This window comes from Flagellimonas oceani (assembly GCF_011068285.1).
Lineage (GTDB): Bacteria > Bacteroidota > Bacteroidia > Flavobacteriales > Flavobacteriaceae > Flagellimonas > Flagellimonas oceani.
In genome coordinates this window covers 3,453,555-3,468,166 of sequence record NZ_CP049616.1, presented here as the reverse complement: position 1 = coordinate 3,468,166, position 14,612 = coordinate 3,453,555, and the positions used below count along the sequence as shown (strand labels likewise).

Genomic DNA, 14,612 nt, shown 5'->3' with positions numbered 1-14,612 from the left:
CAATCAAAAGAAACGAAGTTGCGAAAGCGAAAGGCAAACTGGTTTCCAAGGAATAGATTATTAAACATTTAAAAACCTTTTAGTAATTTAGCGATTTCAAATTCCTTGAAATTTTGAAGCTGAACCTTGAACAGATACCTCGGGAGAAGACCCTTTCGAAGAAAGAGTTTATCCAAAAATATTTCAAGCCCCAAAAGCCTGTTGTAATCGAACGCTTTATTGAGGATTGGCCGGCTTATTCCAAGTGGAGCCTTGACTATATGAAGGAAATTGCGGGCGACAAGGAGGTTCCATTATATGATGACCGTCCCGTTAAGCACGACGAAGGCTTCAACGAGCCACATGCCAAAATGAAGATGGCCGATTATGTGGACCTGCTCAAAAGTGGGCCTACCAAATACCGTATTTTTCTCTGGAACATTTTAAAAGAAGTTCCCGAGCTGCAAAAGGATTTTTCGTATCCCGATTTTGGGCTGCGGCTTATGAAAGGTTTGCCCATGCTATTTTTTGGCGGGCAGGATTCCCATACATTTATGCACTACGACATTGATTTGGCAAACATATTCCACTTTCATTTTGAGGGAAAAAAGCAATGCATTCTATTCAGTCAGGACGAGACCAAGTTTCTGTACAAGATTCCACACTCCTTGATTACACGGGAGGATATCGATTTTGCCGCCCCCGATTTGGACAAATGGCCTGCACTACAGCACGCCAAAGGGCATGTTGCCCAGTTGGAGCATGGTAATGTGCTGTACATACCCGAGGGGTATTGGCACCACATGAAATACATAACCCCCGGTTTCTCTATGAGTTTAAGGGCAATTGCCCGAAAGCCCAAAAATTTGAGCAAGGCAGTGTACAACATTTTTGTGATGAGACATTTTGATAACCTGATGCGCAAACTTAAAGGGCAACAATGGATTGACTGGAAAAACAAAAAGGCCGTGGAACGGACACAAAAATTATTGTTACAGGATTGATCTATTTGATGAGCTCGTTCGCTTTTTCGTATACCAAATGACTTTCCCAGCCGCGGTAAAGAAGGTAGTCGGCTAATTTCTTTTTTTTCTTGAAAGGGTTCTTCTCCGTTATTTGGCTCAATCGTTTTTTGGCAAGCTCATCAAAGGTTTTCAAATAATCTTCATTCTGTATTTCGGCCAACGCACTTTTAATGTTGTAGAGGGAGATGTCCCTGAACTTCAATTCCCTCACGATTCTATTGGCTCCCCATTTTTTGATGCTGAACTTGCCTCTGGCAAAGGCTTTGGCAAAACGCTCTTCGTTAAGGTAGTTTTCCTGTATCAGATGGCCCATTATTTGATCTATGGCCACCGGAATCATGTTCATCCCCTTTAATTTTTCCATAACCTCTTTGTGGCAGCGCTCTTGGTAAGCGCAGTAGCTTTCCATCTTTTTGGTGGCCTCGTCCAAGGTGTAGGTTTTGGTATGGTTCATATATCAAAAGTACATAAAACAAAAAAAGCGACCCCATTTCTGGAGTCGCTTCTTATTATATTTGAATTTTCTTGCCGTCTTTGTCCTTGAAACTATATTCAAGGTACTTGTAAGCATCCCTGGGTTGAATTTTAACCCACTTTTTATGGGTTTTGAACCACTTGGAACGAATAGATGGGAATCCTTTGGTAAGGTAGGCCGCAATAAATGGATGTATGTTCAATACAAGTCCGTTTATTTTTTGGTTTCGCTTAAGGATACGCTCCAAATCCACTTGGATCTTGTCTATCAAGACAATGGGAGCTTCCACCTCGGCACCCGATAGGTTCGGGTTTTCCTCACTGGTTTTGATATTCATTTCCGGACGTACGCGCTGTCTTGTAATCTGTACAAGTCCAAACTTACTGGGCGGCAAAATCTTGTGCTTGGCCCTGTCGTCCTTCATTTCGTCCCTAAGGTGGTCGAACAACTTTCGTCTGTGGTCACCTTTGGTCATATCAATAAAATCAATGACAATAATTCCGCCCATGTCGCGCAGTCTTAATTGTCTTGCAATTTCGGTTGCGGCCAAAAGGTTTACTTCCAGGGCGGTATCCTCTTGATTTTTGGCCTTGTTGGAGCGATTGCCACTGTTTACGTCTATTACGTGTAACGCTTCGGTATGCTCAATAACAAGGTAAGCCCCGCGGCTCATGGATGCTGTTCGGCCAAAAGAGGTCTTTATTTGACGCTCTATCCCGAATTTTTCAAAAATTGGGGCCGGACCGGTGTACAACTTTACAATGGATTCTTTTTCTGGTGCAATTTCATGCAAATAATCCTTGATCTGGTTGTAGAGTGTTTCTTCATCAACATGTATTCCTGTGAAGGAATCGTTGAAGACATCCCTAAGGATGGATGACGCCCTGTTCAGTTCCACCAAAACTTTGGATGGATGCGACGCCCGCTGCAATTTCTTGCTCATGTTTGTCCATTTGGAAAACAAGTTCTGAAGATCTTTGTCCAGTTCTGCAACCTTTTTGCCTTCTGCTACGGTACGTATAATTACTCCAAATCCCTTGGGCTTAATACTTTTTACAAGTCTAATAAGTCTGTCCTTTTCTTCCTTGCTCGCTATTTTTTGTGATACCGAGACTCTATCGGAAAAAGGTACCATGACCAGAAAGCGCCCGGCTATGGAAAGCTCTGAGCTGATTCTTGGCCCCTTTGTTGAGATGGGTTCTTTTACTATTTGTACCAGTAATGACTGATTGGCCTTCAACACATCGTTGATGCTGCCATTCTTGTCAATGTCTTTTTCAAATGGAAAATTTCTAAGGGAATAATCTTTGAGTTTCCCTGTTCTAGCTTTTTTAATGAATTTCAACATGGAGGACAGTTGCGGGCCCAGGTCATGGTAGTGCAGGAAAGCATCTTTTTCATAACCTACATTGACAAATGCTGCATTAAGGCCTGTAACGGGTTTTCTTATCTTGGCTAGGAAGATATCCCCTACGGAAAAGTTGTTGTTGTCCTCTTCCTTGTGTAATTCTACTAATTTTCCATCCTTTAATAAGGCAAAATCGACTGCTTCCGGCGTAGATCTTACTATTAATTCTCTATTCACCTGAATCGATTTTTATTTATCCCACATGAATAATTTTGGGATAAATGATTAAACAATATATGGAATCGGCCATTTTTCGGACCGATTGAAATTCGTTTCTTGAATCTCTATGTCAAAGAACGTAATTGGGTAAAACGAAAAAGTAGTTGAAACAACTACTTTTTCTTGTGTCGGTTAGCTCTTCTGCGTTTCTTACGCTTGTGCGTCGCTACCTTATGTCTTTTTCTTTTCTTTCCACTCGGCATATGCTCTTGCTTTAGTGTTGTTAATTATATTATTTTACTTGTACATTAGTTTTTACGCCTTCCACAAATACTTTGGCCGGCTTGAATGCAGGAATATTGTGTGCTGGAATTTTAATGGTAGTGTTCTTGGAAATGTTCCTACCTGTTTTTTCCGCTCTGGTCTTGATGATAAAGCTACCAAAACCTCTTAAATAAACATTATCACCATTCTCCAAGGATGATTTTACCTCTTCCATAAAGGATTCCACTGTCGCTTGCACATCTCCTTTTTCAATACCTAGTTTCTCCGAGATCCTAGTTACAATATCTGCTTTCGTCATTTTGTAATATTAATTTTCTAATTTTTTTCGGCTTGCAAATATAAACATTATAATTAATCTTTCCCTTTAACCCTTTAATTTTAAGTATATAAACTGATACATTTGGGCTTTATTACTTTCTTAGATGAATTTTGCCCCAAAAATACTGAATTGGTACCGTGAACACCAACGCGATCTCCCTTGGAGAAAAACACGTGACCCCTACAAAGTTTGGCTATCGGAAATTATTCTCCAGCAGACCCGCGTTGCCCAGGGAATGCCCTACTATTACAGCTTCGTGGACGCTTTTCCAACCGTTTACGACCTTGCCAATGCGCCCGAGGAACAGGTGTTGAAGCTGTGGCAAGGGCTCGGGTATTATTCCCGGGCACGCAATTTGCACGCTACGGCAAGGATGGTGGTGGATGATTTCGACGGGAAGTTTCCAGAAACGTACAAGGGATTAAAATCGTTAAAAGGAGTGGGCGATTACACGGCAAGTGCCATTGCATCTTTCTGTTTTGATGTTCCGGAACCCGTAGTGGACGGAAATGTGTACCGTGTTTTGTCACGATATTTTGGAATTGATATACCTATTAATAGCACACAGGGCATCAACTATTTTAAGGAACTCGCCCGCGAAGTGATGGATGCGGAGAACATTAGGGACTACAATCAAGGGATAATGGAGTTCGGTGCCATACAATGTGCTCCAAAAAAACCGTACTGTTTGTTGTGCCCGCTACAGGAAAGTTGTGTTGCGCTCCAAGAGAACAAAGTGGACCAGCTTCCCGTAAAGTTGAACAAAACGAAGGTTCGGAACCGTTACTTTAATTTTTTGGTGTTCCTGGACGATGAGGGCAATACCATTTTGGAGCAACGCACAGGAAAGGGCATTTGGCAGAATTTGTACCAATTTCCGTTGGTGGAATCGGAGAAAATGCTTCAGGCCGAAGCATTGAGGCCCTTGATCAATAAAAAAAATAACCTTCCAAAAACAGAATCCCTATCATTATATAATAATGAACCCGTGGTGCACAAACTGTCACACCAACATTTGCACACACAATTTTGGATCCTAAAAACTTCTGATATATTAAAGGGAGGGACACCTTGGAAAGAAATCGGAGGTTTTCCTGTACCAGTTTTGATAGCAGATTTTATCAGGACATTGAAAATTTAGTACTTTTGATTAATTAAAGAGATATGAGCGGAACATTGAACAAAGTAATGCTGATCGGGCATTTGGGAGACGAAGTAAAAATGCACTATTTTGAAGGAGGCAACTGTATCGGCAGATTTCCTTTGGCCACGAACGAGACCTATACCAATAGGCAAACGGGCGAAAGGGTCACCAATACGGATTGGCACAACATTGTAGTGCGGAACAAGGGAGCGGAAATATGTGAAAAATATCTCAGTAAGGGAGATAAAGTTTACGTAGAGGGCCGTTTAAAAAACAGGCAATGGCAAGGTGAGGACGGCAATATGCGGTACACTACCGAGGTGCACGTGCAAGATTTTACCTTTTTAACGACCAAGAAGGAAAGCATGGCGAATGCACAATCTTCCGGTTCAGGTTCCTCGCCATCCAATTACCAGGAGCCCGGCAACGACCAAAATTCTACGGCACCAATAGATAATTCTGAAGAAGAGGATGATCTACCATTCTAAAATAAAAAGTCTAAAGCAATACTAAATTGGATCCCGAGCCCCATAGTTTGGCATTTTACCTGTCCACCACCAGTGGAATATTCACTTTAAAGATAGTTGTGCTAGTGCTTCTTTTGGCCTGCTCCGCATTGATTTCGGCTGCTGAAGTTGCCTTTTTCGGCCTCTCACAGACCGACCTGAACGAAATGGAGGAGAGCAACTCATCCCGTGGAAAATTGATCGTAAAATTGTTGGATAAGCCCAAAAAGCTGTTGGCCACCATTTTGATTACCAACAATGCCATAAATATTGGTATCGTATTGCTGTTCAGTTCCATTGGCAATACCATTTTTGCCGATATTGACGGAACCCTCCGTTTTTTGCTGGAGGTGGTAATGGCGACCTTTCTTATATTAATGTTCGGTGAGATATTGCCCAAGATTTACGCAAACCGCAACCGGGTGCAGTTCTCTTTGTTTATAGCCGTTCCATTAAATATCCTCAGTTATATTTTTACCCCCCTAAGTTCGCCAATGCGCTCCGTTACCCTGTTTATGGAGGATAAATTGGGCAAGAAAAAATCCAACCTGAGCATTAACCATCTTTCCCAAGCTTTGGAACTGGCCTCCGAGGGCGATACCACCAAAGAAGAACAGAAGATTTTGGAAGGGATCGTAACCTTCGGGAACACAGATACCAAACAGGTAATGCGGCCGCGGATAGACATTTTTGCGGTAAACGAAAAAATGAAATTTCCAGAGGTCCTTCTGGAAATAAAGAAGAACGGTTATTCCAGAATTCCCGTATTTTCGGAGAATATGGACAATGTTTTGGGCGTTCTGTATGTAAAGGACCTGCTTCCATACATTGATAGAAAGACATTTAATTGGATGTCGCTTATCCGCGAGCCCTATTTTGTCCCCGAGAACAAAAAGTTGGACGATCTATTGTTGGAGTTTCAGGACAAGAAAAACCATTTGGCCGTGGTAGTGGACGAATATGGCGGAACATCGGGAATTGTAACCTTGGAAGACATTATTGAAGAAATCGTAGGCGATATCAGCGATGAATTTGATGATGAGGACCTTGTGTTCTCCAAATTGGACGACCACAACTATGTGTTTGATGGCAAAACGGCGCTAAAGGACTTTTACCGTGTGGTAAAAATTGAGGAGGAAGATGAGTTCGAGAGCAAAAAAGGTGAATCCGAAACCATAGCCGGATTCGTACTTGAAATTTCAGGAAGCTTCCCGAAGCTAGCAGAGAAGGTATTGTTCAACAATTACACTTTTGTGGTGGAAAGCATGGATAAAAAGAGATTGAAACGAATAAAAGTGACCTTGCCCCATGATGCATAAGATTTTATTTTTCGTAGCTGTAACCATGCTTTTTATAAGCTGTAAAGAAGAAGTCTTGCCAAAACCCAAGGCCATGTTGCGGTTGGATTACCCCAAGGCAGAATACGCACAGTCCGGCCCAGACTGTGTCTATACGTTTGATAAGAACATCCTCTCAGAAGTTAAGGAAACTAAAGACTGCTCAATGGTGCTTGATTATCCTATGATGAACGGTTCCATCTATTTGACTTATAAGCCCGTGCAAGGGAATTTGGATACTTTGCTCGTAGACGCCCAAAAACTATCCTACGAACATGTGGTGAAGGCAGATAATATTGTGGAGCAGCCATTTATTAATCAGGAAGACGGGGTTTATGGCATGTTCTACGAAGTAAGTGGAAATGCGGCATCGCAATCACAATTTTATGTAACGGATAGCATCAATCACTTTGTGACGGGTTCTTTGTATTTCTACGCGAAACCCAATTACGACTCCATTCTTCCGGCAGCCATGTACCTGCAGAACGATATCAGGAAAATTATGGAAAGTTTGCGCTGGAAAAAGTAAGGCTATTGAACCGTATCCTTGGCCAGCAGTGCTTGGGCACGCTCTATACTGCCATTGATTTTTTCCTTGACCACTTTTACCTTTTCTTCCTCTTCATCCAACCATGCTTGTTTTTCTTCGGATAGTTCCTTGCCGTTCAAAATCTCTTCGTGGTCGAAACGGTCTCCAAAATCTTTCATCCAATCCATCATGGCCATATTCGCATCTTGAAGGTCCTTCATGGCCACTTCATATTGCTGCCCTATTTCGGTAGTATCCACTTTTGGCTTTAGTTCTCCCACCAATTTTCCAATCGTACTCATTTTCGGCATCACCTCGTCGTGGATGGCCATAACCTCTTTCATTTGGGTTTGCTCTTCTGTGGTCTTGTTCTCTTGCTTGCAAGAAAGGTTTGAAAGCAAGACGGCGCATATTAGGAAGGAAAATACTGATCTCATGTTCTTTTATTTGATAACAAAAATAATGATATGTGGTATATCATCATATAATAAATATGTAATAAGTGTTAACCGATGATTATTGAGTGTGGGCATAAATAAAAAAGGCGCCCAAAATGAGCGCCTTTAAATGATTGGAATGTAATTTATTTACTTAAAATCTGAGGCGTCGACGCCTTCGTTCACCTTGACTTCCTTAACAATAAACTCCATGTTTTGTGGCCCCATGCTCTGCATCAACTTAAATGGGAACATGATACCGGAAACTTCCTGATAATCCCCGTAGCCAATAGTGCTTGTCATTTGTTGACCTTGTACTTCCTGGGTAACGATTTCCTGCACCTTAAGTCCTGTTTCCATATCATAGAAGGCAGTTTTTCCATCGCTTATCTTCAATTTATAGGCCTTCTTGCCATCAACTTGCTCTACTCCTTCCAAGGTAACGTCCCCGGCGGCCAAATAGTTCAGTTCTGGAAAGGCCGCGGATTCTTCTTTGATTTTTTCGATTTCCTCAGCGGAAAGATCCTTGCGCTGACCCTGCACCACCATGTAACCGGAATCGCCGTCCAAAACCTGTTTTTGCATGGAGTTGCCCTGCACTTTTATGTTCTGCATGAATTGGTCCTGGGTTGTTTTTTTCATTTCAAGCTCCAATTTCATTCCTTGCATTTCGGCCTCTGCCATCATGGAATAGGAGTCCACACCTTCCAATTTGGATTTTCCGCCTATGGCCTCAATGTAATTCTCTAAAACGGTTTTGGCATCGATTCCTTCGGGAATTTCGGCACCATACTCTGGTTTGTCCGTTTTGGTGGCATACTTGTCATAATAAAGGACGGGAACAGCTTTTCCGTTAAAATTCACCTTTTCCAAATTTTCCAGCACGTCTGTACCTTTTCCGGTGACCACTACACGCGCATTTGTAGTTGAAAAGTGTTTTTTTGCTGCCTTGAGAACATCTTCTTTGGTTATGGCATCCAATCGCTCCAAATAGGTTTCGTAAAAATCCTTTGGTAGATCCTCCGTTTCTATGTTCAACGCATATTCTGCAACTGTTTCAGGTTTTTCCAAAGCCATCACAAAACTACCTGCATATTTGGCCTTGGCATTTGCCAATTCTTCATCGGACACCGGTTCGGATGTCATTTTATCTATTTCTTTTAAAATCTCGACCACCGAACTGTCGGTAACTGCATTTCTGACCTGGGCGTATGCATTAAAACGCATTGGGCTGTATTTGTTTGCCCGTATACCGGAGTAAGAACCATAGGTGTACCCTTTATCCTCCCTCAAGTTTTTGAACAAACGCGCCTGTCCGCCGCCGCCCAAGATCCTGTTTGCCAAAAGGGCATCCAGATAATCTTCGTCCTTCATTTTTAGGTTGGTAATGTTTTCAACGGCCACTTCGGATTGCACGGCATTGGGCACATCCACAAAATTGATCTGGGTGTACTGCACGTCTTTTGGGTCCGAGTAGCTGAGGGACGGTGGTACGGCCTTGGTCCATGGCGTAAAGGCCTTGGTGACCAGTTCCTTAACAGTTTCGAACTCAACATCGCCGATTACTACCAAATAGGCATTTGCAGGCACAAAATAGGAGCGATAGAACTGCTCAACATCTACAAGAGTGACATTGTTTACCGTCTCCTCGGTCATAAACTCGCCATAAGGATGGTTTTTGCCATAGGCCAAAGCAGCTTGGACCCTGTCCGCAATAGCGGAAACATCCTTTTCTTCCGATTTTATTCCTGTTATGATTTTCTCCTTTTCCTTTTCAAACTCTTCTTGTAAAAAGTTTGGGTTGAGCGCGGCATCGGCCATTAATTCCAATACCCTTGGAAAATACTTGGATAAGGAACTTGCAAAGGCACTTTGCTGACCTATATAAATGTTGGCGCCCAAGAAATCCACTTCTTCATAAAATTCGTCTTTTGGGATATTTTTGGATCCTTTGCCCAACATGCTTGCTGTAAGTGCGGAAACACCTGCTTTATCACCTTCCAAAATGGGTGGATTGTCGATGGACAGTTGAATGCGTACCCTTGGCAACTTGTGGTTTTCAACAACCAGCACCTTTAAGCCGTTTTTCAGGTCAAAACGGGCAGGCTCCTTTAGGTTGATTTTTGGAGCTGGGCCTGGTTCCGGTGGCGTACTCCTGTCAATTTGTGCGTATGTGGCCGTCATACATAAGGACAGCACGGTTAAAACTAAAAACTTTTTCATCTTAATTAGCGTCTTTTTGTTCTGGTAAATATTCCAACTCAAGGCGTTGGTTCACCTTCAAATATTTTTTGGCCACTTCCATGATCTCCTCGCGGGTAATGGAGCGGTAAATGTCTATTTCTGTATTGATGAGGTTGGTGTCGTCCTTTAGCATATAGTTTTCTGCCAAGGAATTTGCAATGCCCTCCACGCTGCTGTTGGCGTTTACAAATTGGTTTTCGAACTTGTTCTGAAGTTTTTGGTAATCCTTTTCGGAAATGAGTTCCATTTGAAGCTTCAATATTTCTTCGTCGATTTCTTTTTTGATGTCCTGAATGGAATTGTCGCCCACGGGAAGCCCGCCAACAATGTAAGAACTGTAATCCTCTGCATCAATGGGGACAGAAAGTATTTGCAGTGCCATTTTTTTCTCATCCACCAATTTCTTGTAAAGTTTGGAACTTTCGCCATCGCTTAGGTAGGTGGAAATCATATTGATGACATAGGCATCCCGTTGTCCTTGGCCCGGTGTTCTGTAAGCCAAAAGAATGGCGGGAATCTGAATGTTGGGGTCGTGGTACTTGGCAAAAATGGTTTTTGTGATTGGCTTTTCCTGCACATGGGGCCTTTTTATTTCGGCGCCTTTTGGGATTGGGCCAAAATAATCCTGGATCATTTTTTTGGTCTTGTCGGTCTCAAAATCACCCGCTACGACCAATACGGCGTTATTGGGCACGTAATAGGTTTGGTTGAATTTTTTAAAATCGTCCAAGGTGGCACTGGCCAAATGGTCCAAAGAACCGATAACGCCCCAACGATATGGATGGTCGGTATAAAGATTTTTTAAGATTTGTTCAAAAAATGCTCCATAGGGGGCATTGTCCGTTCTGAGCCTTCTTTCTTCTTGGACCACTTCTTTTTGCGTGTCCACCCCGACCTGTCCAATAATCGGGTGCATTAAGCGTTCGGACTCCAACCAGAGGCCAACTTCCAAACTATTGGAAGGGAAAACTTCATAATAATAGGTGCGGTCCAAAAAAGTGTTGGCATTGTGCCTTCCCCCGTTCGAGGCTACGATTTGGTCCCATTCGCCCCTTTCTATGTTTTTGGTGCCCTCGAACAATAAATGTTCAAAAAAGTGGGCAAAACCCGTTTTTTCCGGGTCTTCGTCCTTGGAGCCCACATGGTACATTACCGATGTGGTCACCACTGGAGCGCCATTGTCCTGATGTAGGATCACATGGAGCCCGTTGTCCAGATCATACTCCTCAAAAACCACTTCTTGAGCGGAAAGTGTCGCTACTGCGAAGAGCATGTAAAATGCGGTAAACAAATGTTTTTTCATTTTAATAGTAAGTATTTAAAAATTGATGTTGCTATGAGGTTGGTATCGATTTGCCGATGGATGTTACGCTAAATATAGAATATTTTTCTTACGCCCAAATGGATTTATAAAAGTCTTTAGATTCAAAATTTAGTATAATTCGCAAACATTCAGTAAATTAAACAATGAATACAAAAACGATACTATGAAAAATATAACCCTTCCAATCCGCTTCGGAATAGTAACCAGTGCTGTGCTGATCGCCTATTTTTTAATCTTGGCCCTTATGGGAAAACACACCAATGTGTTTTACAGCTTGTTCAATGGTGTGATCACGGGTTTTGGGATATACGAAACCATTAAGTACACAAAAATAAAGCAGGGGAAAAGGTTTAGTTACGGCAGTGGGTTTACGGCAGGCATCACCACGGGCTTTATAGCCACCTTGCTGTTTACCATTTTCTTTGCCTTTTACGCTACGGAGCTGGACGGGGCATTTCTGGATAAACTATCTGAGGCCTGGTCCAACGATTACAGGAATTTTCAGGGAATCGTATTTTTTACCGTCGCCATAATGGGGTTTGCTACAACCTTGGTTTTAACGCTTTCGTTTATGCAACTTTTTAAGACCAGCAACAACACAAAAAAAATAATGGGTTAAATAAAAGAGGAATACTTGTAGATTAAGGATTTAGCAGTATATTTGCACCCGCTAATTTTGATAAAGCGCAATAATTTTAATCTAATTAACGCATTATGTACGCAATTGTAGAGATGGCAGGGCAGCAATTTAAAGTTGCAAAAGACCAAAAAGTGTACGTTCACCGTTTGCAAGAAGATGAAGGTAGCAAAGTTACTTTCGACAAAGTTCTTCTTTTGGAAGATGGTGACAACGTAACCATTGGCGCCCCGGTCATAGATGGTGCGGCTGTAGAGGCCAAAGTTGTAAAGCACCTAAAAGGAGATAAGGTAATCGTCTTTAAAAAGAAAAGACGTAAAGGTTACCAGAAAAAGAACGGTCACAGACAATATTTGACGGAGATCGTTGTTGAAGGTATATTGACAAAAGGTGCGAAGAAAGCAGCTCCTGCCAAGGCAAAAGAGGAATCCAAACCTGCGGCAGAACCTAAAAAAGCTGAGAAAAAAGCAGAAGCACCCAAGAAAGAAGCTCCAAAAGCAACCGAGGACTTGAGTTCCAAAACCGTTGCTGAATTGAGGGATATGGCAAAAGCCAAGGAAATTACCGGTTACTCTTCCATGAAGAAAGCCGAGTTGATCGAAGCGTTAAGCAAATAAGAAAAGAACTAAAATTTATATATCATGGCTCACAAGAAAGGTGTAGGTAGTTCAAAAAACGGTAGAGAATCAGAATCGAAACGCTTAGGTGTCAAGATTTTTGGTGGTCAGGCAGCAACTGCCGGTAACATTATTGTAAGACAACGTGGTACCAAGCACAACCCTGGCGAAAACGTATACGCTGGAAAAGACCATACCTTGCATGCCAAGGTAGATGGTGTAGTTAAGTTTGAAAAGAAAGTAGGTGGTAAATCTTATGTTTCCATCGAACCTTTTGAAGCATAACAAGCGATAATAAAATTGAATACTGAAGGCCCCGCAAAAGCGGGGCTTTTTTATTGCCATTGATTTTTAATGGTTTGTTAACCCAATGGTGATGTTGGAGTGAGAATCAAAAGCGTACTTGAACTTTTGCTTTTTTCCCAAAATCACATATGATAAAGGTCCTCGGTTTTGTTTTTTTCTTCAGTTTCCTGATTCCCATAGGCGTTTTGGGACAACAAACAACCGTTCCCTTGACCCAGGGCAAGGCCAACGATACCTACCACGCCCTTCAAAATCAATTGGAGGCTGCCAAAAAGCATCCGGAGAACAAAAGGAAGGTTGCCCAGGTCTATCTTCAACTTGGTGAATACTATCATACCCTTGGTCTCTATACCGAAGCCATAGCACAATATAATTCCGCACTTCAGGAGTTAGGGTCCAATTTGAAGGACCCGTTATATATCACACTTAACAATAATATTGGAAAGGTATACCTCTCACTGAACAATTTTGAACTGGCCGAACAATATTTTGAGGAAACCAGACAAGCATCGGAACAACTCAACGATGATAAGGGTTTGGCCATATCTCTTGGTTTGCTGGGAGCGAGCCACGAAAAACAATCGGAATACGAAGAAGCCCTTCAAGATCAAACCCGAAGTTTGGAGCTTTTTCAAAAATTGGGAGACGACTATGGTGTAGCCATCACCAACGAAAATATGGGCAGTATTTATGAAGATTTGGAACAGTTCGATCGGGCTTACCAATTCTTTGATAGGGCCTATGGTTATTTTGAAGGGAAAAACATGATCGAGGAAATCAATGTGCTCAATAACCTTGGTGATTCATTCCGGAAAAGGGGAGATTATCAACTAGGGTTGGCGTATACCACAAAAGCTTTGGATCTTGCCAAAGGTTTGAACGATCTACACGAACTGGAGAGCGCCCATAAAGACATTTCCAAAAATTATGCCCTTATGGGCAATTTCGAAAAGGCACACGAGCACTTGCTTCTTGCCGAAAAGTATAATAGTGAAATGTTGCAGGCGCAGAACTACGACCAATTGAACGTGCTCCAGACCATATACGAGACCAATAAAAAGGAAGCGGAAATCCAGTTGCTGAAGGAGCAGAACAAAGTGAGCGCCGCCAATCAAAACTTACTTTGGGTGGCACTATTTGCCATAGCCGTCATTTTCATCATCCTCTATTATTATATGGGGAGAAAGCGGAAGGCCAAGTTAAAGATCCAGGAGTACAAGCAGCGGATGCTCAAAGCGGAGCTGGACAAAAAAGCCATTGAGGAGAAAAACCTACAACGCGAGGTACAGCTAAAGGCTGCTTCCCTCTCCCGTTACAGTCTGCATCTGTCACAAAAAAACAAGATCTTGCTCGATATGTCCAACACACTTCGGAACATGGTATCTCGAAAGCACATGGACACTTCCAGTAAAATAAAGGAATTGGTCAAGGAAATTGATTTTAACCTGAAACAGGAACAGGAGTGGGACGAGTTTATGACCTTTTTCAAGGAGATCCATCCAGAGTTCATTAAAAAACTTTCGGTGCTTTCGGAGAATTCACTTTCCCCGGCGGAACTGCGACTGGGCATGTTGTTGCGGTTGAACCTTTCCTCAAAGGAAATAGCATCCATTTTGCGGGTGACCCCGGATAGTGTTCGTGTAGCCAGGTACCGATTGCGTAAAAAGTTGCCCATCGACCAAAAAGAAGAATTGGTCAACTTTATGATTGAACTTTAAGAGCTTATCGCCCCTCTTTTTTAGAAAAGGTTATCCCAATGTAAAAAAACTGTAATTGTTGCCCTCTTGTATCTGTCCATTTTCACATTTGTTTCCTTTTTGTTTCCCTTTAGTTCAAATCATAACCGTTTGATATACATAGTTTTGGAAAGCATTCTAACGT

At 42.2% G+C, this 14,612-nt stretch carries 15 protein-coding genes; 9 read left to right on the top strand and 6 right to left on the bottom strand.

Annotation, left to right across the window (positions count from 1 at the left end; all coding sequences use genetic code 11):
* Positions 1-113 precede the first annotated feature (113 nt).
* Positions 114-983, top strand: a complete 870-nt coding sequence (locus GVT53_RS15700) for a cupin-like domain-containing protein (protein ID WP_166249439.1) — start codon at positions 114-116, stop codon at positions 981-983.
* A gap of 1 nt (position 984) precedes the next feature.
* Here GVT53_RS15700 and GVT53_RS15695 read toward each other — a convergent pair whose 3' ends face one another.
* From GVT53_RS15695 to GVT53_RS15685, 3 genes are all read right to left on the bottom strand, one after another.
* Entirely contained in the window at positions 985-1,458 is a 474-nt protein-coding gene (locus GVT53_RS15695; RefSeq protein ID WP_166249438.1) for a regulatory protein RecX, read from the bottom strand.
* A 55-nt stretch (positions 1,459-1,513) separates the two neighbouring features.
* Entirely contained in the window at positions 1,514-3,064 is a 1,551-nt protein-coding gene (locus tag GVT53_RS15690) for an Rne/Rng family ribonuclease (protein ID WP_166249437.1), read from the bottom strand.
* 274 nt (positions 3,065-3,338) lie between these two features.
* The gene (locus tag GVT53_RS15685; RefSeq protein ID WP_014032385.1) at positions 3,339-3,629 is read right to left on the bottom strand and encodes an HU family DNA-binding protein; all 291 of its coding nucleotides are present in this window, start codon (positions 3,627-3,629) and stop codon (positions 3,339-3,341) included.
* 124 nt (positions 3,630-3,753) lie between these two features.
* Between GVT53_RS15685 and mutY the strand changes: the two genes are divergently transcribed.
* The 4 genes from mutY to gldD are packed head-to-tail and all read left to right on the top strand — an operon-like array spanning position 3,754 to position 7,166.
* The gene (gene mutY / locus GVT53_RS15680; protein WP_166249436.1) at positions 3,754-4,791 is read left to right on the top strand and encodes an A/G-specific adenine glycosylase; all 1,038 of its coding nucleotides are present in this window, start codon (positions 3,754-3,756) and stop codon (positions 4,789-4,791) included.
* Positions 4,792-4,814: 23 nt separating this feature from the next.
* Positions 4,815-5,282 carry a single-stranded DNA-binding protein gene (locus GVT53_RS15675; RefSeq protein ID WP_166249435.1) on the top strand — a complete coding sequence of 156 codons (468 nt, stop codon included), beginning with the start codon at positions 4,815-4,817 and terminating at the stop codon, positions 5,280-5,282.
* 26 nt (positions 5,283-5,308) lie between these two features.
* Complete coding sequence (locus tag GVT53_RS15670) at positions 5,309-6,619, top strand: gliding motility-associated protein GldE (protein ID WP_166249434.1); 1,311 nt, start codon at positions 5,309-5,311, stop codon at positions 6,617-6,619.
* Positions 6,609-7,166 (top strand): gliding motility lipoprotein GldD, encoded by a 558-nt coding sequence (gldD, locus tag GVT53_RS15665; RefSeq protein WP_166249433.1) that lies wholly within the window; start codon positions 6,609-6,611, stop codon positions 7,164-7,166. The genes GVT53_RS15670 and gldD overlap by 11 nt, the downstream gene beginning before the upstream one ends.
* Before the next feature lie 2 nt (positions 7,167-7,168).
* Here gldD and GVT53_RS15660 read toward each other — a convergent pair whose 3' ends face one another.
* The 3 genes from GVT53_RS15660 to GVT53_RS15650 form a co-directional block, all read right to left on the bottom strand.
* Positions 7,169-7,603, bottom strand: coding sequence for a hypothetical protein (locus tag GVT53_RS15660; RefSeq protein ID WP_166249432.1), 435 nt, complete (start codon positions 7,601-7,603; stop codon positions 7,169-7,171).
* Between the two features lie 150 nt (positions 7,604-7,753).
* Positions 7,754-9,826, bottom strand: coding sequence for a M16 family metallopeptidase (locus tag GVT53_RS15655; RefSeq protein WP_166249431.1), 2,073 nt, complete (start codon positions 9,824-9,826; stop codon positions 7,754-7,756).
* A gap of 1 nt (position 9,827) precedes the next feature.
* The gene (locus tag GVT53_RS15650) at positions 9,828-11,150 is read right to left on the bottom strand and encodes a M16 family metallopeptidase (protein WP_166249430.1); all 1,323 of its coding nucleotides are present in this window, start codon (positions 11,148-11,150) and stop codon (positions 9,828-9,830) included.
* A gap of 184 nt (positions 11,151-11,334) precedes the next feature.
* Between GVT53_RS15650 and GVT53_RS15645 the strand changes: the two genes are divergently transcribed.
* The 4 genes from GVT53_RS15645 (at position 11,335) to GVT53_RS15630 (ending at position 14,449) form a co-directional block, all read left to right on the top strand.
* Positions 11,335-11,790 (top strand): DUF4199 domain-containing protein, encoded by a 456-nt coding sequence (locus tag GVT53_RS15645; protein ID WP_166249429.1) that lies wholly within the window; start codon positions 11,335-11,337, stop codon positions 11,788-11,790.
* Between the two features lie 95 nt (positions 11,791-11,885).
* Positions 11,886-12,425: a 50S ribosomal protein L21 gene (gene rplU, locus GVT53_RS15640; RefSeq protein ID WP_166249428.1), complete on the top strand. Its 540-nt coding sequence runs from the start codon at positions 11,886-11,888 to the stop codon at positions 12,423-12,425.
* 24 nt (positions 12,426-12,449) lie between these two features.
* Positions 12,450-12,710: a 50S ribosomal protein L27 gene (gene rpmA / locus GVT53_RS15635; protein WP_163624958.1), complete on the top strand. Its 261-nt coding sequence runs from the start codon at positions 12,450-12,452 to the stop codon at positions 12,708-12,710.
* Between the two features lie 149 nt (positions 12,711-12,859).
* Positions 12,860-14,449, top strand: a complete 1,590-nt coding sequence (locus GVT53_RS15630; RefSeq protein ID WP_166249427.1) for a tetratricopeptide repeat protein — start codon at positions 12,860-12,862, stop codon at positions 14,447-14,449.
* Positions 14,450-14,612: the final 163 nt, after the last annotated feature.

What these genes read in the sequence shown, in the direction of transcription:
- GVT53_RS15695 (WP_166249438.1), bottom strand. Translation starts at nt 1,458, where the DNA reads ATGAACCATACCAAAACCTACACCTTGGACGAGGCCACCAAAAAGATG.
- GVT53_RS15685 (WP_014032385.1), bottom strand. Translation starts at nt 3,629, where the DNA reads ATGACGAAAGCAGATATTGTAACTAGGATCTCGGAGAAACTAGGTATT.
- mutY (WP_166249436.1), top strand. Translation starts at nt 3,754, where the DNA reads ATGAATTTTGCCCCAAAAATACTGAATTGGTACCGTGAACACCAACGC.
- GVT53_RS15675 (WP_166249435.1), top strand. Translation starts at nt 4,815, where the DNA reads ATGAGCGGAACATTGAACAAAGTAATGCTGATCGGGCATTTGGGAGAC.
- gldD (WP_166249433.1), top strand. Translation starts at nt 6,609, where the DNA reads ATGATGCATAAGATTTTATTTTTCGTAGCTGTAACCATGCTTTTTATA.
- GVT53_RS15660 (WP_166249432.1), bottom strand. Translation starts at nt 7,603, where the DNA reads ATGAGATCAGTATTTTCCTTCCTAATATGCGCCGTCTTGCTTTCAAAC.
- GVT53_RS15655 (WP_166249431.1), bottom strand. Translation starts at nt 9,826, where the DNA reads ATGAAAAAGTTTTTAGTTTTAACCGTGCTGTCCTTATGTATGACGGCC.
- GVT53_RS15650 (WP_166249430.1), bottom strand. Translation starts at nt 11,150, where the DNA reads ATGAAAAAACATTTGTTTACCGCATTTTACATGCTCTTCGCAGTAGCG.
- GVT53_RS15645 (WP_166249429.1), top strand. Translation starts at nt 11,335, where the DNA reads ATGAAAAATATAACCCTTCCAATCCGCTTCGGAATAGTAACCAGTGCT.
- rplU (WP_166249428.1), top strand. Translation starts at nt 11,886, where the DNA reads ATGTACGCAATTGTAGAGATGGCAGGGCAGCAATTTAAAGTTGCAAAA.
- rpmA (WP_163624958.1), top strand. Translation starts at nt 12,450, where the DNA reads ATGGCTCACAAGAAAGGTGTAGGTAGTTCAAAAAACGGTAGAGAATCA.
- GVT53_RS15630 (WP_166249427.1), top strand. Translation starts at nt 12,860, where the DNA reads ATGATAAAGGTCCTCGGTTTTGTTTTTTTCTTCAGTTTCCTGATTCCC.